Below are 22859 nucleotides of genomic sequence, written 5' to 3'. Positions count from 1 at the left end.
GTACAAAAATAGAGCATTCACTCTAATTTCCGATAAAGTGTTTTTGTGTTGAGTCAAATTATTAGATGAAATTCATATTCTTTTGCAGAGACAGGTGATTTTTTGTTTTTCCTGGCAGATATCCTTTAAAATGGCCTACCTCTGATAATAGATTTGCGTATTCATGATTCAGCTTGACCAACTTTCGATTCGCCGCGGTGGCCGTATACTCTTTAAAAAAGCGAGCATGCAACTGCATCCAGGCTGGAAGATTGGTCTGACCGGAGTTAACGGCGCCGGTAAATCTACTCTGTTTTCGGCATTGCTCGGCAATATGTCGGCCGATGAAGGTTCTCTAAGCCGTCCTGCGGTATGGACAGTTGCTCATATGGCACAGGAAGTCGAAGCACTGGATATGGCAGCACTGGATTTTGTATTATCAGGTGATGAAGAATATTGGGAAATTCAGGCAAAACTGGAACAGTCCGACCAGCTATCTGATCATGATATTGCCCATTTACATGGCCGCTTTGACGAGATTAATGGTTATTCGGCTCCTGCCAAGGCAGCACAGCTTATGGCAGGTCTGGGCTTTTTCGAATATCAGCTAAAACTGGCAGTATCCAGTTTTTCTGGGGGATGGCGTATGCGTCTGAATCTGGCCCGTACCCTGATGAGCCGCTCAGACCTGCTTTTGCTGGATGAACCGACTAACCACTTGGACCTTGATGCCATTTTATGGCTGGAAGACTGGTTAAATGCCTATGAAGGTACTTTGGTCCTAATCTCACACGACCGTGATTTTCTTGATGCTGTCACTGATCATATCCTGCATATTGAAAATCAGGAGCTTACTTTATATACCGGAAATTATTCCACTTTTGAACGGACCCGTAGTGAACGTCTGGCCCAGCAGCAACAGGCTTATGAAAAACAGCTGGAAACCCGCGCACACCTGCAAAAATATATTGACCGTTTTAAGGCACAGGCCACCAAAGCACGTCAGGCACAGAGTCGAATCAAGCAACTGGAGCGAATGCAGGAACTTTCGGCTGCCCATGTCGATACGCCCTTTACGTTCAGTTTTCGTGAACCTAGCAAAATGAGTTCACCCCTACTGACATTAGAACATGCGGATATTGGTTATGGGGAAAAACTGATTGCCACCAATATCCAGATTCAGATTACGCCTTCAAGCCGTATTGGCCTGCTGGGAATGAACGGAGCAGGTAAATCTACTCTGATTAAATCACTCGTAGGTGATCTCCCCCTACTTAAAGGTTTACGTCATCCTTCAGAACTGCTCAATATTGGCTATTTTGCCCAGCACCAGATGGATGCCTTAGATGGCCAGGCCAGTCCTATGCTGCAACTGGCACGAATTGCCGACAAGAAAATCAGTGAGGCCAGCCTGCGCTCTTTTTTAGGTAGCTTTGGTTTTAGTGGCGAACGTATGGATACACCCAGTGAAAGTTTTTCGGGTGGAGAACGGGCCCGCTTGGCTCTGGCTCTAATTGTCTGGCAGCGTCCAAATGTCCTGATCCTTGACGAACCAACCAACCATCTAGACCTGGATATGCGTCACGCATTAACTATGGCTTTACAGGACTTTCAGGGTGCGGTAGTTCTGGTATCACATGAGCGACAGCTGATTGCTAGTGTTTGTGACGAGTTATTACTGGTACATGACGGTCGTATGACCGAGTTTGAAGGAGACCTTCAGGATTATGCTAACTGGCTACGTCAGACCCGTACACAAATCATGAAACAGGGCCAGCAGCCTGCTGCACCAATCCAATCTGTAGTTGTGGATGTACCTGCCATTTCCAAAGTTGATAAAGAAGCACAGCGTAAAGAAGCTGCACGCCGTCGTGATATAACTCGCCCGGTCCGCAAGAAAATCGAACAATGCGAAGCCCGTATTGAAAAATTACAGCCGCGTCTTGAGACACTTGAAACCGAACTAGGTGATTCATCGCTCTATCATAATGACCGCAAGAATGATCTGCTTAAACTGATGAATGAACAGACAGAACTCAAGCTCGCTTTAGCCAAGGCAGAAGAACAGCTTCTGGAACTAATGATGGAGCTTGAAGAGCTGGAACAATCATTTCAGTAATCTAATTCTATATAACCTGATTTTAAATAAAATCAGGTTATATTCTTAAAAAATTAATTTTAAAATCATTTTTGCTACAGTTTTATAATAACTTTATATTTTATTAATAAACCTTACATAAGTATTACCTAAAAAGATTTCTTTATTATTTTTAATCCTCTAAATTATTTAAATTAATTATTCATATCTGAATAATACTAGAGATAGAGATTATTCATAAATATTTTTTATTTTTGAATAATCTAAATGACTTAAACTATATAAGTAAAGGAGAAAGAAGCATGGCAACAGGTATCGATCTCAGTCAAATTACTCAACATGCAGAAGTTTTAGGTTCAGATAACGAACATGTAGGCCGTGTTGACCACCTAGAAGGTGAAGATCAACTAAAACTTATCAAGAATGATGAAGACAGTGATGGAAAACATCATTTAATTCCTCTGACTTGGGTACAGGAAGTCAGCAATAATCAGGTAATTTTAAACCTGACAGCCAATGAAGCAAAACAGCAATGGCAAGCTGTATAATATAATTTAACATTATATTAATAAAAGGATTACTCTATTTAAAGGTAATCCTTTTATTTTATTTAAAAATATTTTTTTAAAATAAAAATAATTAATTTTAAAATGTAAAGAATCATTTCGGTTAATTGCTACTTTAAATCAACATTATTTTACCTAAGCCTTGTATATGTACATTTTTTCAACAGGCTAAATTGTTTTTTTATACATAAGCTTACCTCATGACGCTGCATTATGAATGACAGGTCAGTTTTCTTACTCAACAAAATTTTTACATGATTCTGCTGACTCTAAAAATAAACCAGAGAGGAAATAAGAATGCGCGCTCTTACATATCATGGTGCTCGGGATGTCCGGGTAGAATCTGTTCCTGATCCGATCATTCAAGAACCGGATGACGTTATTTTGCGAGTTACTGCAACTGCAATTTGTGGTTCTGACCTGCATTTATATCGAGGTAAAATTCCGGCCACTAAAGATGGTGATATCTTTGGCCACGAATTTATGGGTGTAGTAGAGGAAGTTGGTCCGGCAGTCACTGAAGTAAAAAAAGGCGACCGGGTAATTATTCCTTTTGTGATTGCCTGTGGTAGCTGCTTCTTTTGTGAACATGATCTGACTGCGGCCTGTGAAAATACAAATACGGGTCGGGGTGCTATCTTAAATAAAAAGCAGATTCCGCCAGGTGCTGCGCTGTTCGGCTATAGCCATTTATATGGTGGAGTTCCAGGTGGGCAAGCTGAATATGTACGTATTCCTAAAGGAAACGTAGGGCCATTTAAAGTACCAGGTTCTTTATCTGATGAAAAAGTTTTATTTTTGACTGATATTTTGCCTACTGCCTGGCAAGCAGTCACCAATGCCAAAATTGGTAAGGGATCAAGTGTTGCAATTTATGGTGCAGGACCGGTAGGCCTGCTCTCGGCCGCCTGTGCACGTATGCTGGGTGCCGAACTTATCTTTATGGTAGACCACCATAATTACCGTCTACAATATGCAAGGGACACCTATGGTGCCATTCCGGTTAATTTTGATGAAGTCGATGCAGCTGAATTTATTATTAGCAATACGCCGGGCTACCGTGGTGTAGATGGGGTAATTGATGCTATCGGTTTTGAAGCCAAGGGCAGCATGCTAGAAACCGTCATGACCAACTTGAAGCTTGAAGGTTCGAGTGGCGCTGCATTACGTCAATGTATTGCAGCTGTACGTCGTGGCGGCGTAGTAAGCGTACCGGGTGTTTATGCAGGACCAATTCATGGCTTCCTGTTCGGTGATGCATTCGATAAAGGCTTAACCTTTAAGATGGGACAAACCCATGTACATAAGTTCCTGCCACAATTACTGGAATTTATTGAAAATGGTGACCTTTCCCCAGAAGTAATTATTACCCACCGTATGAACCTGTCTGAAGCCGCTGAAGGCTATCGTATATTTGATAAACGTGAAGAAGACTGTCGTAAGGTAATCCTTACTCCTTAATAATAAGATATAAAAAAGCGCCTTCTGGCGCTTTTTTATTGAGCAGTGATGAGATTAAGCATCAATATCGGCATTCAATGCATTTTCTTCAATAAATGCACGACGTGGCTCGACATCGTCTCCCATCAGGCAAGAGAACATACGGTCTGCTTCAATTGCATCATCAATAGTCACTTGCAGCATATTACGATTTTCCGGGTCCATCGTGGTTTCCCAGAGCTGCTCGGCATTCATCTCACCCAGACCTTTATAACGCTGAATCATCATGCCACGGCGTGAGTCCTGCAAGATGAACTGCCAGACCTGATGGAAATTACTGACCTGTACACGACGCTCACCTTTTTCAAGATAAGCACCCTCTTCAATCAGGCTGAACCAGCTTCTTGAATTCTTGAGCAGTCGGGCATATTCGGCAGAGCCCAGCAATCCGGCATCAAGCAGATAATGATGTGGCAAGTTATGCACATAAACAGTGATCCGTGGCCAGTAAAGCGCCGAGGACTGACCATCTGCATCAATACGTTCAAATTTTTCAAGACTCAATTCAGGACGTAAGCTAGACTGCATGTCTGCAATACGTGAACGTAACTGTTCACCCCATTGCTGGACATAACTTTCATCATGGTTCTGGTCCATTTTAAAAGCTTCTAGCGCCAAGAGACCATCAAGCAAGGTCGCAGGATAACGCAAGGTTAATCGGTGCAGACTCTTTTGTGAAACCTGGTAATCCTGAATCACCTGAGCCAATGCCTGTCCATTAATTGCTGGCGCATCGGCACTGACATGCAGAGACAGATCATCAATTGCATTGGAAATCAGATAGGTTTCCAGAGCATCATTATCTTTAATATACTGTTCCTGCTTGCCTTTTTTCAGTTTATATAAAGGCGGCTGAGCAATATAAATATGACCCCGTTCTACCAGTTCAGGCATTTGACGGAAGAAGAATGTCAACAGTAACGTACGAATATGTGAACCGTCGACATCAGCATCTGTCATGATCACAATCTTATGATAACGCAGCTTGTCCGGATTATATTCCTCACGTCCAATACCACAGCCTAATGCCGTAATCAGTGTACCGACCTCAGCAGAAGAAATCATCCGGTCAAAACGGGCACGCTCTACATTTAGAATTTTACCCTTTAACGGTAAAATCGCCTGCATTTTACGGTTACGGCCCTGCTTGGCAGAACCGCCTGCCGAATCACCCTCGACTAGAAACAGCTCAGACAAGGCGGGATCTTTTTCCTGACAATCAGCCAGTTTTCCAGGTAAGCCGGCAATATCCAGTGCACTTTTACGGCGTGTCATTTCACGGGCTTTACGTGCTGCATCACGGGCACGTGCTGCATCAATAATTTTACCTGCAATAGACTTGGCTGCTGCCGGGTTCTCAAGCAAATATTCAGAGAACGCCTTATTCATCGCCTGTTCGACTGCCGGTTTAACTTCACTGGACACCAATTTTTCTTTGGTTTGCGAAGAAAACTTAGGATCTGGAACTTTAACTGACACAATAGCAGTCAGTCCCTCACGTGCATCATCCCCTGTTACTGCAACTTTTTCTTTCTTAAGAATATTCTCATTCTCAAGATAGCTGTTCAGGCCACGGGTTAGTGCTGCGCGGAAACCAGCCAGATGGGTACCACCATCTTTTTGCGGAATATTATTGGTAAAGCAGCGTACATTTTCCTGATAAGAATCATTCCACTGCAACGCCACTTCAACACCAATTCCATTTTCAGCCTGAGTGGTGAAATGGAAAATTTCATTCAGGTGATTTTTACCTTCATTGATATATTTAACAAATTCGGACAGACCACCTTCATAGTCAAATACATGTTCAAGGTTAATGCGTTCATCGCGCAGAACAATACGGACACCGGCATTTAGAAAGGACAGCTCACGCAGACGGCGTGCCAGAATATCGACATTAAAAATAGTCTGGCTAAAGGTTTCAGCACTCGGCCAGAAACGGACTTTAGTACCTGTACGTTCAGTTTGTCCCACGACACGTAACGGATACTGAGGTACACCGTGCTGGTATTCCTGCTCATGTATCTGTCCTGCACGCTGTACAGTCAGCTCAAGCTTGCTCGACAAAGCATTAACAACCGATACACCTACACCGTGCAGGCCACCAGAGACTTTATAACTGTTATCATCAAACTTGCCGCCCGCATGCAAAATTGTCAGGATTACCTCTGCAGCAGAGACACCCTCTTCCGGATGGATATCGGTTGGAATACCCCGGCCATTGTCAGATACGCTCACAGATTCATCTTCATGAATGGTCACCAGAATTTCATCACAGTGTCCAGCCAGTGCTTCATCAATCGAGTTATCGACCACCTCGAATACCATATGGTGCAGCCCTGTCCCATCGTCTGTATCACCAATATACATACCAGGACGTTTACGCACTGCGTCTAGGCCACGTAATACCTTGATACTAGAGGAATCATAAGCCTTTTCTTGGGTGTGTTCTGTTGGAGAGGCAGATTGAGATTCTGAACTCATGGTTTCTCCCTAGTGTAAAATGGATCAATCCAAAGATGGGTTAAATCATTGCTGAACGACACTGACTTGACCGTGTTCAACATGGAATAATTGATAGGAAATAGACAGATCATGCAAATGCTGCTGTACCGATTTATGCTCTAGAGTGGTAATAAAAACTTGACTACCAAGTTGGCTCAATCGCTCAATTAAACGTTGTTGTGCGGTTAAATCTAATTCTGCCGTCAGATCATCTAATAATACCACAGTTTCCTTATTGCTCGCATGCAACATTGCAATCTGAGAGAGTTTTAAGGCCATAATTAATAGTTTTTTTTGTCCTCTTGAAAGAATGTTATCCGCATCTCCAAGTGGTGTTTTCAAGCGCAGGTCTGCCCGGTGTGGTCCATACTCGGTATAGCGTCTATCCAGGTCTTTCTGATGATATAACGTCAGGTCCTGATAAAGCCCCTGCTCACTATGAAAACCGGATACATAGTCTAGCTCAATCTCCAGATCAGGTAAAAGCTGGCTTAAATCCTGTTTAAAATAAATCTTCCATTGCTCCATCACCTGTGAACGTTGAGCATGGAGCAATTCACCATAATTGGCCAACATCTTGTTCCATGGATCAAGCTCATCCACACTTAGAGTTTGGCGGGATTTAAGCAGACTGTTACGCTGCTTGAGTGCGCGAGAATAATATTGCCATGTCTGATAAAATTCAGGTTCCACGTGGAACATCAGCCAGTCCAGTAACTGTCGCCGCGGTTTGGCTCCATGGTCAATGATATCCGTACTGAGTGGGTCGATATATTGTAATGCCAGCATTTTAGCAAGCTGACCCTGAGTTGCGACCGTATCGCCATTCACTTTAATTATCTGCTCACCCGAGAGCATTTTTTGCATGCCAATTTTCTCGGTAGCAGACTGTGCAAATACAATCGTGTCTGAAGCACCACTCTGAATGTAGTGTTTGGGAATATAAGTTCGAAAAGAGCGGCCTGTGGCCAGCAAATGAATCGCCTCAAGAATCGAGGTTTTGCCTGAACCATTGGCCCCGTAAAAAACATTAAACGGCTGCAACTCAGAGAGTGCAACCGCTGAAAGGTTCCGGACACGTTCGATATTTAAACGCGTAATATACATAAAATAGCTTTAAGTCTAGACACGCATTGGCATGACAACATAAGTCTGGTCCTGCTGGGCAGGGTCTTGCACCAGCACAGACTGATTGGCTTCAGTCATGGTCATAACAACATCATCGCCATCTAGTACGTTCAGCACTTCAAGCAGATATTGTGCATTAAAAGACATTTCTAGCGGAGAGTTATTATATTGAATAGCCAGATCCTCAATCGCTTCATCCTGCTCCGGGTTGTTGGCTCGAAGCTGTAATGAATCTGCATTAAAATTGAGGAATACACCACGCAATTTTTCATTACTAAGAATCGCCACCCGTTGCAATGACTGTTTAAATACGTCATGCGCGATCTGGACAGTTTTATCACCACCACGTGGAATAACGCGACGATAATCAGGGAATTTCCCGTCAATCAGTTTAGTCGTGAAACGTACTGTAATCTCGCCCTGTTCCTTGTCACGGCTTGGGGTTTGAATTGTAACATTTAACAGTTCACGGCCAATCAGTAACGTAAGCTGTTCATCTTCAATGCTGAGCAGGCGTTGCAGTTCTGCTACTGCCTTACGTGGAACAATTGCCTGCACTGGCTGGGAAGCGGTAGAAGATGCCAAGGTTTCACACAATGCGAGACGGTGACCATCGGTAGTTACAGCACGCAATTGAGTTTCATCAATTTCCAGTAATGTGCCGGTTAGGTAAAAACGGACATCCTGCACTGCCATTGCAAAAGCAGTTTTTTCAAACAGACGCTTGAGTTCACGCTGGGTGACTTGAACCTGAGTACCCTGACTATTGTCATGATTAAGTAAAGGATAATCTTCAGCAGGTAAGGTTCCCAGTACAAAACGGCTATTTCCAGACTTTAAAATGCAGCGCTGGTCTTCAGTAATTTGTAAATCGATTAAAGCAGCACTTGGTAGTGACTTACAGATATCCATGAGTTTACGCGCCGGCACAGTAGTTTCACCCGGCTGTAAACAGGCTCCCTCACTTAAGCCGGTACTGGCCACCAGCTCAACTTCCAGGTCAGACCCGGTGATTGTCAGAGCCTGCGGACTCGCCTGAATTTTAACGTTTGAAAGAATGTTCAGGGTATGACGACGTTCGACCGCCCCTACCACATGTGATAGAACATTGAGTAAGCTCTCTTTAGCGATTTTCAAACGCACGATTCATTCCTCTAACAACTGAAGACAGATAAAAAAATAATTTTTAGCAGTGTACTATGCGGCAGTTTCAAGCACTTTGCAAGAATCCGGATTGATCAACTCTGCAACAGGCGCAGCAGGTTTTTATAATCCTCATTAAAAATCGGATCTTCAGCACGGAGGCTCTGGACTTTTTCGCAGGCATGCATGACTGTACTATGATCTCGCCCGCCAAAAGCCATGCCAATTTCTGGAAAACTGTCACCAGTTAATTCACGTGCCAAACCCATTGCTAATTGACGAGGGCGTGCATAAATTCGGGTTCTTTTAGGCCCGACCAGCTCTTTGAGGGGAATACGAAAATACTCACTCACCACACGCTGAATATTTTCTACACTAATAGTTCGGGCCCGGATCGCCAAAACATCTTTTAAGGATTCTCGTACCACGTCCAGATCAATTGCGGTTCCCTTAAACCGAGAAATAGCGACGACCTTGTTTAAGGCGCCTTCAAGTTCACGAACATTGGCAACCACCTGCTGTGCAATAAATAAAGCACAGTTACGGGGTAAGTCAATCTCATTGCTTTCAGCTTTTTTCAGCAGGATTTCTATCCGTGTTTCAATATCTGGCGGCTCGACTCCAACAGATAAGCCCCAGGAAAAACGGGAAACCAAACGTGGATCCAGTTCAGTCAATTCTTTCGGATAGCGGTCTGAAGTTAAAATAATCTGCTTGGATTCATCCAATAAAGCATTAAAGGTATAGAAAAACTCGACCAGACTTGCCTCTTTACCCGCTAAAAGATGAATGTCATCGACCAATAATAAATCCAAGGAACGACAGTTCTTTTTGAATTCTTCCACCTTGCCACGCTGTAAAGAACTGACAAAATCCTGTACAAAACTTTCTGCAGTCATATACATGACACGTGCATTGGGTTTGGCCTGTAATAGCGCATTACCGACAGCCTGCATCAGGTGTGTTTTACCCAAACCGGTAGGTCCATACAAAAACAAGGGATTATGCTGGGATGCACCAAGCTGTGTCAGTACTTTGCGGCACGTTTCTGCTGCCATCTGGTTAGAGCGCCCTTCTACAAAAAGTGCGAAAGTGAAAAGTGGATTTAAAAGACGCTTCTTATTCTGTTTGGCCGGTTCAGCTTCTTTTTCCTTTTTAGGACGCGATACCGGCATAGAAGCCGGGTGCTCTAATGCAGCCGTAGTGGTGGCTGGCTGCTCTGCTGCTGATAAAATAGCGCCGGGCCGGGAATCTACTAAAATCTCAACCTTACGTACACGGCCTTCCGACATTTGTTCAGCTAGAATTGTGATTAATTCCAGATGATGCTCTTGAATATATCGGGTCCAATAAGGATTAGGCGCATATAAACGTAAAGTATCCTCCAGTTCTTCAGCCACCAGAGGACGAATCCACATCGCAAAGATATTATCAGAGAGCTCTTGTCGCAAGCGAGTTAAGCAGTCCGTCCAAAGCATGTGAATCCCCTATCTTCATGTTTTAAATTTAAATTGAACTACAGCACCCCTTGCGAGGGGTGGCCATTCTAACCAAGTTATCCACATCTGTCATGGGTCATTTCTAAAGTTTTGGCCAAAAAAGAAACTTTCTGTTTTAAATTTGAATTTAAACCACATGTGGATAAAGTTTTCCATAACCTGTGGATAAAATATATCACAAAGTTATCCACAATTCATATAAATTATAAAAACATAGTTATCCACAATATAATCATCTGATATTAGAATATAAAAGTATCATTTCCACAGAAAAAAGCCGCTCTAATAATAATAATAAATTTAAATTTTAAAATTTGAATTTAATAATAACGATGCAATCTGGTGTGGATAACTTAACTTACAATGAATTTAAATTCAAAACCAGCAGCCTAACTCAGAAATACAAAATATTGTTTATAAAACTGTGGATATTTTTAGTTTTTAAATAAATGTATTTTAAAATAAATGGTTTATATTGTGTATAAGTTTTAAATTTTATCTCTCTCATTTTTATATTTGTATATTTCTCTATTCTTGGAATTACAATCAAAATTGAACAAAAGACGGGTTTTCATTGACAGCGTAAAGATTGCACAATACAATCGCGAACCTTTATAGAAAGATCATTTTGGAGTTTCGACATGAAACGTACATTCCAACCATCTGAATTAAAGCGTAAGCGCGTTCATGGTTTCCGTGCTCGTATGGCTACTAAAGCTGGTCGTCAAGTATTAGCTCGCCGTCGTGCCAAAGGTCGTCACAGCTTAACTGTTTAATTTCAGTTTAAGTTTAAACGACTTGGGTGTCATGACACTTTATAGCTTCAGCACAGCTGTACGTATCCGCTGTGCTGCAGATTACAAAAGTGTGTTTGATGGTGCGCTTTTTAAAGTGCATCAACCCCACTTCTTATTTCTTGCCAGACCGACCGAATTGCATCATAGCCGTTTGGGTATTGTTGTGGCCAAGAAAAAAGTGCGTCGTGCACATGAAAGAAATCGGATAAAACGACTTGCTCGCGAAAGTTTTCGCCTGCATCAGCAACAACTGGAATTATTAGATATCGTAGTAATGCCTAAAATAGGTATAGAAGATATTTCTAATGCCGAGTTGCACCAGCAACTACAGATAGCTTGGCAAAAGTTACAACGCCAGGTTAAAAAACACCGAAAAATAGCTGTTTCTTCCTCACAAAACTAGAGATACCAATGAGACGTTTATTGCATTGGTTGATACGTTTCTATCAAATTGCGATTAGTCCGCTGCTTGGACCTCGTTGTCGTTATATTCCAACTTGTTCTCAATATTCGTTAGAAGCCATTCATGCGCATGGCGCGATGCGTGGCGTGTGGTTGGCCGGTAAACGTATCTGTCGCTGTCATCCGTGGGGTGGTTCTGGCTATGATCCTGTTCCCCCAAAAGCAATTCGTTTTATTTCATTTCAGCAAATAGATTCTCAAACCTTTCACGTTGCTGTACCCTTTCGTGATCGTTTTTTGAATCAAAATCACTCTAACCACTTGGGGTAATAGATATGCAACAATGGGCCAGGTTTGCAATTCTCGGGGCCATGTTTGTCGTCGCATATTTGCTCATTTTGGCGTGGCAAAAAGATTATGGTCATGCAGAGACAGCGCCGCAGCAACAGGCAGTCGTTTCGCATGAAGTATCTGCAGATTTGCCAAATAGCCAAGCGGCATCAGCTTCTTCTGATGTACCGCAAGCAAATATTGCAACGCCACAAGCAACAGATGTAACTGCACCTGTAAATCAGCAGCTGATTTCAGTACAGACTGACCTCTATCATCTTTTGATCAATCCAAAAGGTGGGGATATTGTACGAATTGAATTACTGAATCATGACAAGAATAAAGACAGCGATCAGCCGTTTGTCATGCTGGAAAGTGATGCCAAGCGTACCTATGTCGCACAATCTGGTCTGATTGGACTCAATGGTCCAGACAGTAACCGTAGCGGCCGCCCGGTATATGAGGTTGAAAAAACTTCTTATGACTTGCTTAAAGATGCTCAGACTGTCAGTAAAGATAATGGTAAAGCAGTAAAAGTACTGACTATACCGATGGTCTACAAGACTGCTGATGGTGTAGAGATCATTAAGACCTTTACCTTTAAGCAGGGCGAATACCCGATCGTGGTCAACCATAAAGTGGTGAACCGTAGTCAGCAAAACTGGCAGGGTCAGATGTTTGGCCAGATCAAACGTGATAATTCTGAAGATCCTGGTAAGTCTGATCAGGGGATCTTTACGCTGGGTACCTTCTTGGGCGGTGCCTGGGGCACACCAGAAGAGCATTACAACAAGCTCAAGTTTGATAATTTTAATGATGAAAAGCTGAATGTTGATGCAAAGGGTGGCTGGATTGCTGTAGTACAGCATTACTTTGTGAGTGCTTGGATTCCGGGTCAGCTTAAACTGACTCAAGCCAATGGACAGCCATATGCTGCCAAGCTCGAATCACGCAAATCAGCTGATGATATGAATATCATTAGTTTTACTTCGCCAACTATCAATGTGCCAGCCGGTACGGTTGCTGAAGTAGATGCAACCTTCTACTCAGGTCCAAAGATTCAGTCCGAGCTCAAAGATCTGGCAGTAGGTTTGAACCAGACTGTAGATTATGGCTGGTTATGGCCAATTGCTAAATTATTGTTCCTGGGTCTGCAGTTCTTCCATAACATTGTCGGTAACTGGGGTTGGTCAATTATCCTGCTGACTATACTGGTTAAACTTATTCTTTGGCCACTGTCATCCAAGAGCTATCGCTCTATGGCGAAAATGCGGGTAATTGCACCAGAAATGCAGCGCATGAAAGAAGAGTTCGGTGAAGACCGTATGCGTTTCTCTCAGGAAATGATGGCGCTCTACAAGCGCGAGCAGGTCAATCCTCTCTCAGGTTGTTTACCGCTCTTGCTGCAAATGCCGATTTTCCTTGCCCTATACTGGGTATTGATGGAAAGTGTAGAACTGCGTCATGCGCCATGGTTTGGCTGGATTCAGGATTTGTCGGCGATGGATCCATGGTTTATCTTGCCGTTAGTCATGGGTCTGACTATGTTTACTCAGCAATCACTGAATCCGCAGCCAGCTGATCCAATGCAGGCAAAAGTCTTTAAGATCATGCCGATCATTTTCACGGTATTTATGCTGTTCTTCCCAGCAGGACTAGTACTGTACTGGATTGTCAACAATAGTATTACTATCTTGCAGCAATGGTTTATTAACCGGAGCGTGAAGAAAGAACGCGAAAATGGTGTTGAAGTGATTTAATAATCCATTCAGCTCACTTGATCGATGCTGAATAAATCCGTCCAAGATGATAATCTTGAACGGATTTTCTTTTGCTGTTTTTAAAATTTTTAGGTGATCAATATGCTCAACTCCACCACAATTGCTGCGATAGCGACTCCACCTGGCCGTGGTGGTGTTGGGGTAATTCGCCTCTCAGGTCCGAAAGCCTATATGATTGCCGAACAGTTAACCCAGCGGTCTCTACCAAAAGCCCGCATGGCAGCTTTTCGGCAGTTTTATGATGCAGAGCAGCTGGTAATGGATGAGGGATTGGTTATCTGTTTTCCAAATCCCTCATCATTTACTGGAGAAGATGTTGTTGAGCTACAGGGTCATGGTGGACCGGTAATTCAAAATGCCCTGCTCTCCCGACTATTCGAGCTGGGTGCCATAGCGGCCAAGGCTGGCGAGTTTTCCATGCGTGCCTTTGAAAATGGCAAACTTGATCTGGTACAGGCCGAAGCCATTGCTGATCTGATTGATGCCACGTCACAGGCAGCTGCACGCTCTGCAGTACGTTCTTTACAAGGTGCTTTTTCTGTTAAGGTGAATTCTGTATTAGAGAAGCTTATTCATTTACGTTTACATGTAGAAGCGGCGATTGATTTTCCTGAAGAAGAAATTGATTTTCTCGCTGACGGAAAAATTCTCAAGCTGCTGGATGATGTTGCCAGTTCAGTCACGCTGGTACAGCAATCTGCACGTCAGGGCCAGTTACTGCGAGAAGGCTTACAGGTGGTCATTGCCGGAAAACCAAATGCCGGTAAGTCTTCGCTCTTAAATGCATTAGCAGGTAATGACCGCGCTATTGTTACTGATATTGCTGGAACAACCCGTGATGTACTGCATGAAAAGATTAGTCTGAACGGTCTACCCATTACACTCACAGATACAGCAGGTTTACGTGAAACCGGTGATATTGTAGAACAAGAAGGGATACGTCGCGCAATTAAGGAAATTGAACAGGCTGACTTACTGTTACTGGTCTATGATTTGAGCCAAGGTGAAGATCCTCTAAAATTAGCCCAGAATTATTTTGCTGAACATCTGGAGCCTAAACGGCTTATACTAATTGGAAATAAGTGTGACCTCATTGGGGTCCAGCCAGAAGCAGGACAATATCAGGGTTTTCGTCATATCAGTGTATCTGCAAAAATGGAAACCGGCGTCCAGATGCTCATAGAAGCGATTACAGACCATGCCGGCTTCCAACCAGAAGAAGATACCTTTATTGCCCGAACACGGCATCTGGACGCAATGAAGCGTACACAGGTATATCTGGCTGAGGCACGTGAGCAGCTTACAGATTTTCATGCAGGTGAGCTGGTAGCCGAATCATTACGGCTGGCCCAAAATGCTTTAAGTGAAATTACTGGTGAATTTAGCGCCGATGACCTGCTTGGGAAAATTTTCGGGTCTTTCTGTATCGGGAAATAGTTCAAAAGCAAGTGAACTCATTATCAATAAATTGATAAGTTATTTAAGCCGGTCTTAGGACTCTTTATAGAGAATTAAAACCCTACCTTCATCAGAGTTGGCCGGCTTTTAATCTCTATTAATAATTTGCCAGAATTTTTATAAAAAGTATAAGCAATGAGCTAAATTTTAATATTAGTAACTCCAAGACTTAATAGAAAATTTTACCTGAATCAGGTTTAGATAAAATTTATGGAATTCCAAATATCTAAATAATATTTCCAGTGAAAATGATTAAAATATAATAAATTAAGCTGATTTAGGATTTGATGACTGCTCCATTCTGCTAAGCCATAAAGTTCAGGTAATTATGATGAAACTATTTTTTTAGGCCAGAGTAATAAGGCCAGACAGAGCAGCGCTATGCTTGCACAGAAACTCAGTACCCCGAATGTTAATCCAAAATGATCAGCCAGATAGCCTACGGCAATAATTGGTACAATTGTGCCTAGATAACCGATAAAAAGATAAGTTGACATAACCGCAGCACGATTACGTTCATGAGTCATGCTGTGAATCAGACCAAATGCACCCATTAACCCTAACCCATGTCCTGCGCCGACCAGAAGGTCACTGATGAAAAATAGTGGGCTCCATTGCGAAATCATACACAAGGCCAGTAAGATCAGACTGAACATTAATGTACCCACACCCAGATTCAGGCTTTTAATGGGTGATAGTGAGCGTGCAAAAAACTGTACAACAGCAGAGGTAAGTAAAATACTGGCAATTGCACTGCCACTTACCAGCGGGCCATGCCATGGAATTAAATCTTTCACAAAAGAAGGTGACAGTGAAGCAAATAAACTAAAAGCACCAAAAGCAATAAAGGCAGTCAGACCGGCAATAAAAAACAGGGTCTTGTAATGTGACTCAGGAATTTCCAGATGTGGCGCTATAGAAAAATTCTGCCGTTCGAATTGAGGTGATTCAAGGCGGGCCAAACCTAACAGGCAAAGGAAAGCTACTGCAATCACCGGCAAATAAGGACTTATAAGAGGCTGATCAGAAAACTGGGCAATCAGTCCTCCAATAAAGGGTCCAAGCCCGAAACCAATCACAGTAATCACTGAACTGAGTTGCGGTGCATAAAGTTTATGTTGATCAGGAATCGTCGTAATCAGGCCAAGCATGGCTGAGGTACTAATCAGTCCAGAAGCAATCCCGATCACAAATCGCCCTGCCATCAACCAGTAAATATCAATGGCAACCGCAGAAAGTGTTAATCCACAAATCACGATGACTAAACCGATTTGCAGTGTACGGAGAAAACCCAAACTGTTACTGGTACGACCAAAGAACAGTAAAGTGGCAAGACAGCCAAACATATAGGCGACGAAAATATAAGTAATGTGACTTGGCAGTAAATGCCATATTTGCTGGTAAATCGGATAAAGCGGGCTAGCGAGCGCTGTTCCAATGGTACCAGTACATAAGGCAAGGCTTACCATAAGAAATGGATGCCAAGATTGTTGTTTCATAAATGAAAAGATCAGATCGTAAACAGGAATGAACCTAATAGTAGTCTGAAGCCTTCGAAAAATCGAAAGTAAATAAGTAACCTGGATTAGTGCCTGTCATAAATCTGGAACCTTACTATTTAGATAGCCAGGATCTATGGCCAGATCAGGTATAACGCTTAAGCAACTTGAGAAACTCGGCCAGTTCCTTTTCATTATCATCATTTTGTTTGATTACATGTTCACGTAGATGAGATTCAATCAGCTCATTCATCAGGCCATTTACTGCACCTTTTATAGCTGCCACCTGCTGTAATACTTCAATGCAGCTTTTATCTTCTTGCTGCAACGCAGTTTCTACAGCTTGAAGCTGCCCTTGAAGCCGCTTGACTCGATTTAAAATTTTCTTGTCCTGATGTAAATGACCCATGCATGACCTCTAAAAATAATTATACTAGGGGGGAGTATATGGAATAAACTGTTATGCAAAATTTTAACCTATCCCGACACCATAAACACCAGTTTGATCAGGGGAATCCGCTCGCCCAGAAACGAATCCTGTGGGCTACACTGTTAACCGGTTTCATGATGCTACTCGAAATAAGTGGTGGCTGGCTATTTAACTCTATGGCTTTACTGGCTGATGGCTGGCATATGAGTTCACATATGTTGGCTTTGGGGCTCGCTTATCTGGCTTACCGCGCGGCGCGTCACTATGCAAATGACCAGCGTTTCAGTTTTGGAACCTGGAAAATCGAAATTCTGGCAGGCTACAGTAGCGCCATTTTATTGATTGTTGTAGCTTTATATATGGCGGTTCATTCAGTTGAACGTCTGATTTTTCCGGTTGCTATTCACTATAATGAAGCAATTCCGATCGCAGTACTCGGCCTATTGGTAAATCTGCTTTGTGCCTGGCTCTTGCATGATCATACTGACCATCACCATCACCATCACCATCACCATCACCATCACCATCACCATCACCATCATGAACATGAACATGAACATGAACATGAACATGAACATGAACATGAACATGAACATGGTAAGCATAGCCATGATTTAAATCAAAAAGCTGCTTTCTTGCATGTGGTTGCTGATGCGGTGACATCGGTTTTCGCTATTATTGCGCTTCTGGCCGGAAAATATTTCGGCTGGGCCTTTCTGGATGCCGTCTTGGGAGTTGCCGGTGCTGTATTGGTAGCGCGCTGGGCTTGGGGACTTATAAGAGATACAGGCCGAACCTTGCTGGATGCAGAAATGGATCATCCGGTAGTCGCTGAGATTCGTGAGGTTATTGTCGGTTTACCAGTAAAAGTAGAGATTACTGATCTGCATGTGTGGAAAGTAGGCCGTGGAAAATTTGCCTGTATTTTGGCTTTGGAAACCCAAGATGACCTGAATGCTGATCAGGTTCGTGATGCATTAAGTATTCATGAGGAAGTGGTGCATATTTCGGTTGAAATCAATATGCCGTTGTAGATGTTCCACGTGAAACCTTCCTTAGTTAGTTAAAATATTTTGTTAAAAATATGTTTAAAAAGAGCCAAAAGATTAAAATTAGGCAGGATTAACCTAAAATGAGCCATCCACGCATGAAAAAATTATTAATGCTAGCGCTAGCTGGAATACTCAGTAGTAGCTGCTTTGCCAATGTAGAGTCAGTACAGAATAATTTAAAGCAGCATTATCCTAACCTGAAATTTGAGCAGATTCAGTCTACTGAGATGAATGGAATCTATAGTACAGTGCTAGATGGCCAAGTAGTTTATGTGGGTGAAGAAGCCAATCATATTCTAGTTGGTTCCATGATACGTCTTAAGGATCAGCAGAATCTAACCAAAGATCTGGTGCTTAAGCAAAATAGTATTGACTGGAAACAGCTGCCTTTACAGGATGCGATTAAAACAGTGCGAGGCAGCGGCAAGCGTCAACTTGCCGTCTTTTCTGACCCAAATTGTCCATATTGCAAAAAGCTTGAGACTGAGCTTGCCAAACTTAATAATGTGACGATTTATACTTTTATTTATCCGATCAAACCACAGTCGGTAAAACCGGCTAAACAGGTATGGTGTTCGGATAGCCGTACAGTGGCTTGGCAAAACCTGCTAGTTAAAGGAATACAGCCCACTGCCAATACCAGTTGCACTAATCCGATTGAGCGGAATTTGAGTCTGGGAAAATCACTGGGCTTGCAAGGTACTCCGGCAATCATTTTCTCAAATGGTTTTAAACTGATGGGGGCTTATCCGGCGGAACAGATTGAACAGGCTTGGCAGGAATTTGGCTTATAAGCTATAGCCATAAAAAAGCACCGGAAACGGTGCTTTTTTATTTTAATTTTTAAATTATTTAAGGATGATGATTTACACGTGAACGCTTGGTAATCATGTTATAAATAAACAGGATGATCAATGCACCCACGACTGATGCAATAAAGCCTGCAGCCGAGTTTTCATCATAAAGGCCGAGCATACGGCCACCATAGGTAGCTACCAGTGCACCAGCGATCCCTAATAAAGTGGTAACGATAAAGCCTGCCTTGTCATTACCAGGATGAATTGCTCGTGCAATTAGCCCTGCAATGAAACCGACGATAATAGCAACAATAAGTGACCACATACGCGTTCTCCTTCTTATCTTTTCTGATGTGATGTCTGGAACATGTACGCTTATTATCATTGAGCATGTATCAAATTTTAAAAAGTGCCATAATGCTACTTCCTGTTGAGTTTTTGTGCCGATAGGGCATCAATACGATAAAACTGCTAAAGAACGTATAAAAAAAGTGGCCATAGGCCACTTTTAAGTATCAGGAATTTAGAAAACTAAAGACCAATTTCCCCAATAAAAGGAATGTGTCGATACTTCTGGTCATAATCCAGACCATAGCCAACAATAAATTTATCTTCTACTTCAAAGCCTAAAAATTTAACTTCAAGTTCAATTTCACGGCGTGATGGTTTGCTTACCAGGGTGCAGAGTTCGATTGAATTAGGATTACGGGTTTGCAGAATTTCCAGAACTTTACTTAGGGTATTGCCTGAGTCGATGATATCCTCGACTACCAGAACATCTTTACCCCGGATTTCCCCGTCCAGATCTTTCAGGATTTTTACATCACGACTTGAAGTAGTGCCTCCCCCATAACTGGAGACGGTCATAAAGTCCAGTTCATGTGGTTTATGAATGGCACGGCATAAATCTGCCATGAAAATGACCGAGCCACGTAACAGTCCGATCAGAACCAGTTCCCGGTCACTTTGTGCATAGTGAGCATCAATTTTTGCACCAAGCTCTTTGACTTTTGCCTGAATCTCTTCAGCAGAAATCAATACGCTCATTTCAATGGTCATGGGCAGATCCCTAAAAACGAGTAAAATGAAAAAATAAAAAAGGTGTTGACCTGCAACACCTCGAATAGGGAAATTTTAATGCAATTTTTCATTCTGTGCATCCTTTTCAGAAGCCAGAATGTGAATTATCTGTTAGTTGAGGGCCGATCAGACTTGAGCAGGACTGCACAGGCTAAAGCCAATACTCCCCATTTAAAAAGACTGCTACCAGGAACTCTAGACTGGTTCTGCTTTGCTGTAGGCCTTTTGTCCATAGATATAGGTTGCTTCAACATTACGATCATCTCCTAATGTAAACAGGGCAAACAGGCTGTCTTCTAGTCCCTTGCTATGTTCCTGACGCAGTTTCTGTAAAGTTGTTGCCTTCAGGTCGAGTACTATAAAGTCAGCTTCTTTACCTAAATCGAAATTACCCAGTTTGTCCTCTAGGTTCAATGCACGTGCGCCCCCCAGTGTAGCGTGGTAGAAAGCCTCAAGCGCAGAGAGCTTGTTGCCCTGTAACTGCTGGACTTTATATGCTTCATTGGCTGTCTGTAACAGGCTGAATGATGTACCTGCACCAATATCAGTCCCGAGGCCAACCTTTACCTGTTTTTGCCAGGTTTTAGACAATGGAAACAGCCCGCTTCCTAAAAACAGGTTCGATGTTGGGCAGAATGCGATTGCAGATTTACTCTGGTGCAGACAGTCCCATTCCTGCTCCTGCAGATGAACACAATGTGCAAATACACTGCGTTCTCCAGTCAGCCCGTAATGATGATAAACCTCCAGGTAACCCTGCTGCTCAGGGAACAATTCTTTTACCCAAGCAATTTCATCCAGATTTTCACTCAAATGGGTATGTATATAGACATCCGGAAATTCTGTTTTTAATTTCCCCGCCAGCTGCAATTGTTTCGGTGTAGAGGTAGGCGCAAAACGTGGTGTAATAGCATAGAGTGCCCGGCCCTTGCCATGCCATTTTTCAATGAGTGCCCTGCTATCTTCATAGCTGCTCTGGGCCGTGTCACAAAGTGCTTCGGGTGCATTACGGTCCATCATGACCTTACCTGCAATGAGCCGCATCTGGTACTGTGCTGCCTGCTCAAATAATGCATCTACTGATTGCGGATGCACCGTACAGAAAACCAATGCAGTGGTGGTTCCATTTCTAAGCAGTTCTTCTATAAAAAAATGGGCAATCTTGCTGGCATGTTCAGGATTTTCAAACTGCATTTCAGTTGGAAATGTATAAGTATTAAGCCAGCTCAGCAGTTGCTCGCCATATGCACCGACCATTTCACTTTGCGGATAATGTATATGGGTGTCAATAAAGCCAGGAACAATCAACTGTTCAGGATAATGTTCTACCAGAATACCGGCAGGTAATTGGGTCTGACCCTCTTGCCACGGGCCAAACCAGACTATTTTTCCCTGTTCTGTAATCAGCAGGCCATCTTCTAAATAACGGACCTGATGAGCCAGATCGGTAGGCTGGGCTACAATCTGCCGAATATCTAGAAAACGCCCGCGAATGGCTGTGGAAATGGGAAGTGAAGACATGGTTAAAACCTGCAAGTTATACTTTTTTCAACCGATTTTAACCGTAACTCTCAGCGACTGTATACCGTTATAATGCGTAAAACGGTTAAGTCAGAGCCTTAACCGTTTAAACTATCTGTGGACTATTGTGGTAGCTGCTTTTGGTTATAACGGTATGACATCCAGCCGGTAATGGTGAGCACAACTGCAATAAAGCCTAGAGAAATCCAGATTGGCATATGGAATACGTCAAGCAGAAGCATTTTTGCGCCAATAAACAGCAGGATTACACCTAAACCATAAGGAAGGTAATGCATTTTTACTGCAGCACCAGATAGAAGAAAGAACATGGCACGTAAACCGAGAATCGCCATCAGGTTTGCTGTAAGAACAATAAACGGATCACTGGTGACTGCGAAGATTGCCGGAATAGAATCTACTGCAAAAATTACATCAGAGAACTCAACCAGAATCAATACTACGAAGAGCGGCGTCAACCATAACTGGCCCTGTTTACGTACCCAGAATTTATGACCTTCGAGCTGCGGGGTAATACGAAAATGCTTACGCAGCCATTTCAGTAAGGCCATCTCTTCAATATTGGGGTCATCATCTTGCCCTTTCAGAAATTTATAGCCGGTATATACCAGGAAGGCACCGAAGATATAAAGTACCCAGGAAAACTCCTGTACCATCCATGCCCCAATAAAGATAAAAATGGTCCGCAGGATAATTGCGCCCAGAACCCCATAAAGCAGGACCTGTTTCTGCAAAGCAGGTGGAATGGCAAATGCCGAGAAAATCATTAGCCAGACGAACACATTATCAATAGCCAATGATTTTTCCAGTAGATAACCGGTAAAGTATTCCATGGTTTTCTGGTTGGCTATTTCAATTCCGCTGCTCTGTTGCAGATAAAACCAGAGACCTGCACCAAAAATCACTGAAATGGTTACCCAGGCTGCACTCCACCACGCAGCCTGCTTCATAGGAACAGGCTGATCCTGATGCTGTCTGAAACCTAAAAAATCTACCAAAAGCATGACTGCAATTATGGCAAAAAATACCAGATACAATCCCATACTGCCGATTGATTCCATCACTATCTCCTCATCCGGCATACGGGCACAAAAAAACCTTGACCTGCTGCCAGATGTGTTTATTCATCTGTGTCAACATGATCAAGGTCTTGCCTACACCAGGGTTAGAACATCCTGATGCTCAGATACCGACTTTTTGCAAAGTGTATTGACGATATCTGACACGCAACCGAACGCGATAAAAAACTATCGGCTACGCTTGGAGGAGGCTACTC

Annotated in this window: 20 protein-coding genes; 10 read left to right on the top strand and 10 right to left on the bottom strand. The window is 42.8% G+C overall.

From position 1 onward, the window contains the following. Positions 1–163: 163 nt before the first annotated feature. The 3 genes from B3X18_RS05195 (at position 164) to B3X18_RS05185 (ending at position 4104) form a co-directional block, all read left to right on the top strand. Positions 164–2098: an ATP-binding cassette domain-containing protein gene (locus B3X18_RS05195; RefSeq protein WP_034688472.1), complete on the top strand. Its 1935-nt coding sequence runs from the start codon at positions 164–166 to the stop codon at positions 2096–2098. Between the two features lie 281 nt (positions 2099–2379). Next, positions 2380–2625: a DUF2171 domain-containing protein gene (locus B3X18_RS05190; protein ID WP_034688470.1), complete on the top strand. Its 246-nt coding sequence runs from the start codon at positions 2380–2382 to the stop codon at positions 2623–2625. A 315-nt stretch (positions 2626–2940) separates the two neighbouring features. Further along, positions 2941–4104 (top strand): zinc-dependent alcohol dehydrogenase, encoded by a 1164-nt coding sequence (locus B3X18_RS05185; protein WP_005017515.1) that lies wholly within the window; start codon positions 2941–2943, stop codon positions 4102–4104. A 54-nt stretch (positions 4105–4158) separates the two neighbouring features. Here B3X18_RS05185 and gyrB read toward each other — a convergent pair whose 3' ends face one another. The 4 genes from gyrB to dnaA form a co-directional block, all read right to left on the bottom strand. Continuing rightward, positions 4159–6627, bottom strand: coding sequence for a DNA topoisomerase (ATP-hydrolyzing) subunit B (gyrB, locus tag B3X18_RS05180; protein WP_034680107.1), 2469 nt, complete (start codon positions 6625–6627; stop codon positions 4159–4161). A 45-nt stretch (positions 6628–6672) separates the two neighbouring features. Further along, positions 6673–7755: a DNA replication/repair protein RecF gene (gene recF, locus B3X18_RS05175; RefSeq protein WP_034688468.1), complete on the bottom strand. Its 1083-nt coding sequence runs from the start codon at positions 7753–7755 to the stop codon at positions 6673–6675. A 15-nt stretch (positions 7756–7770) separates the two neighbouring features. Continuing rightward, entirely contained in the window at positions 7771–8919 is a 1149-nt protein-coding gene (gene dnaN, locus B3X18_RS05170) for a DNA polymerase III subunit beta (RefSeq protein ID WP_005017521.1), read from the bottom strand. Between the two features lie 95 nt (positions 8920–9014). Then, positions 9015–10397, bottom strand: coding sequence for a chromosomal replication initiator protein DnaA (gene dnaA / locus B3X18_RS05165; RefSeq protein WP_005017523.1), 1383 nt, complete (start codon positions 10395–10397; stop codon positions 9015–9017). Between the two features lie 662 nt (positions 10398–11059). Between dnaA and rpmH the strand changes: the two genes are divergently transcribed. The 5 genes from rpmH to mnmE all read left to right on the top strand — a co-directional run bounded on the left by rpmH (position 11060) and on the right by mnmE (position 15165). Then, the gene (rpmH, locus tag B3X18_RS05160) at positions 11060–11194 is read left to right on the top strand and encodes a 50S ribosomal protein L34 (RefSeq protein ID WP_000831329.1); all 135 of its coding nucleotides are present in this window, start codon (positions 11060–11062) and stop codon (positions 11192–11194) included. Between the two features lie 31 nt (positions 11195–11225). After that, entirely contained in the window at positions 11226–11618 is a 393-nt protein-coding gene (gene rnpA / locus B3X18_RS05155; protein ID WP_005017526.1) for a ribonuclease P protein component, read from the top strand. Between the two features lie 8 nt (positions 11619–11626). Then, positions 11627–11947, top strand: coding sequence for a membrane protein insertion efficiency factor YidD (gene yidD, locus B3X18_RS05150; protein WP_017401114.1), 321 nt, complete (start codon positions 11627–11629; stop codon positions 11945–11947). Between the two features lie 5 nt (positions 11948–11952). After that, positions 11953–13707 carry a membrane protein insertase YidC gene (gene yidC, locus B3X18_RS05145; RefSeq protein WP_005023828.1) on the top strand — a complete coding sequence of 585 codons (1755 nt, stop codon included), beginning with the start codon at positions 11953–11955 and terminating at the stop codon, positions 13705–13707. A gap of 102 nt (positions 13708–13809) precedes the next feature. After that, on the top strand, positions 13810–15165 hold the full coding sequence (mnmE, locus tag B3X18_RS05140) for a tRNA uridine-5-carboxymethylaminomethyl(34) synthesis GTPase MnmE (RefSeq protein ID WP_034688462.1): 1356 nt from the start codon (positions 13810–13812) through the stop codon (positions 15163–15165). A gap of 347 nt (positions 15166–15512) precedes the next feature. On the opposite strand, the gene B3X18_RS05135 is transcribed toward mnmE, so the two are convergent. Further along, on the bottom strand, positions 15513–16685 hold the full coding sequence (locus tag B3X18_RS05135) for an MFS transporter (protein ID WP_034688460.1): 1173 nt from the start codon (positions 16683–16685) through the stop codon (positions 15513–15515). Positions 16686–16830: 145 nt separating this feature from the next. Then, entirely contained in the window at positions 16831–17094 is a 264-nt protein-coding gene (locus B3X18_RS05130) for a metal/formaldehyde-sensitive transcriptional repressor (RefSeq protein ID WP_005017539.1), read from the bottom strand. A gap of 53 nt (positions 17095–17147) precedes the next feature. Between B3X18_RS05130 and dmeF the strand changes: the two genes are divergently transcribed. Together dmeF and B3X18_RS05120 are read left to right on the top strand one after the other, a co-directional pair. Continuing rightward, a complete protein-coding gene (gene dmeF / locus B3X18_RS05125; protein WP_286935169.1) occupies positions 17148–18149 on the top strand; it encodes a CDF family Co(II)/Ni(II) efflux transporter DmeF in 1002 nt (333 codons plus the stop codon). 98 nt (positions 18150–18247) lie between these two features. Further along, complete coding sequence (locus B3X18_RS05120) at positions 18248–18961, top strand: DsbC family protein (protein ID WP_034688456.1); 714 nt, start codon at positions 18248–18250, stop codon at positions 18959–18961. A gap of 58 nt (positions 18962–19019) precedes the next feature. Here the strand turns inward: B3X18_RS05120 and B3X18_RS05115 are convergent, their stop codons facing one another. From B3X18_RS05115 to B3X18_RS05100, 4 genes are all read right to left on the bottom strand, one after another. Next, positions 19020–19289, bottom strand: coding sequence for a GlsB/YeaQ/YmgE family stress response membrane protein (locus tag B3X18_RS05115; protein ID WP_005017546.1), 270 nt, complete (start codon positions 19287–19289; stop codon positions 19020–19022). Positions 19290–19495: 206 nt separating this feature from the next. Continuing rightward, entirely contained in the window at positions 19496–20023 is a 528-nt protein-coding gene (gene hpt / locus B3X18_RS05110; protein ID WP_005017552.1) for a hypoxanthine phosphoribosyltransferase, read from the bottom strand. 216 nt (positions 20024–20239) lie between these two features. Next, positions 20240–21565 carry a guanine deaminase gene (gene guaD / locus B3X18_RS05105; RefSeq protein WP_005023845.1) on the bottom strand — a complete coding sequence of 442 codons (1326 nt, stop codon included), beginning with the start codon at positions 21563–21565 and terminating at the stop codon, positions 20240–20242. A 122-nt stretch (positions 21566–21687) separates the two neighbouring features. Continuing rightward, a complete protein-coding gene (locus tag B3X18_RS05100; RefSeq protein WP_005023847.1) occupies positions 21688–22644 on the bottom strand; it encodes a TerC family protein in 957 nt (318 codons plus the stop codon). Positions 22645–22859 lie beyond the last annotated feature (215 nt).

Source organism: Acinetobacter sp. UBA6571 (assembly GCF_002434085.1).
Taxonomy (GTDB): domain Bacteria; phylum Pseudomonadota; class Gammaproteobacteria; order Pseudomonadales; family Moraxellaceae; genus Acinetobacter; species Acinetobacter radioresistens.
This window is presented reverse-complemented; position numbering and strand designations above follow the sequence as displayed.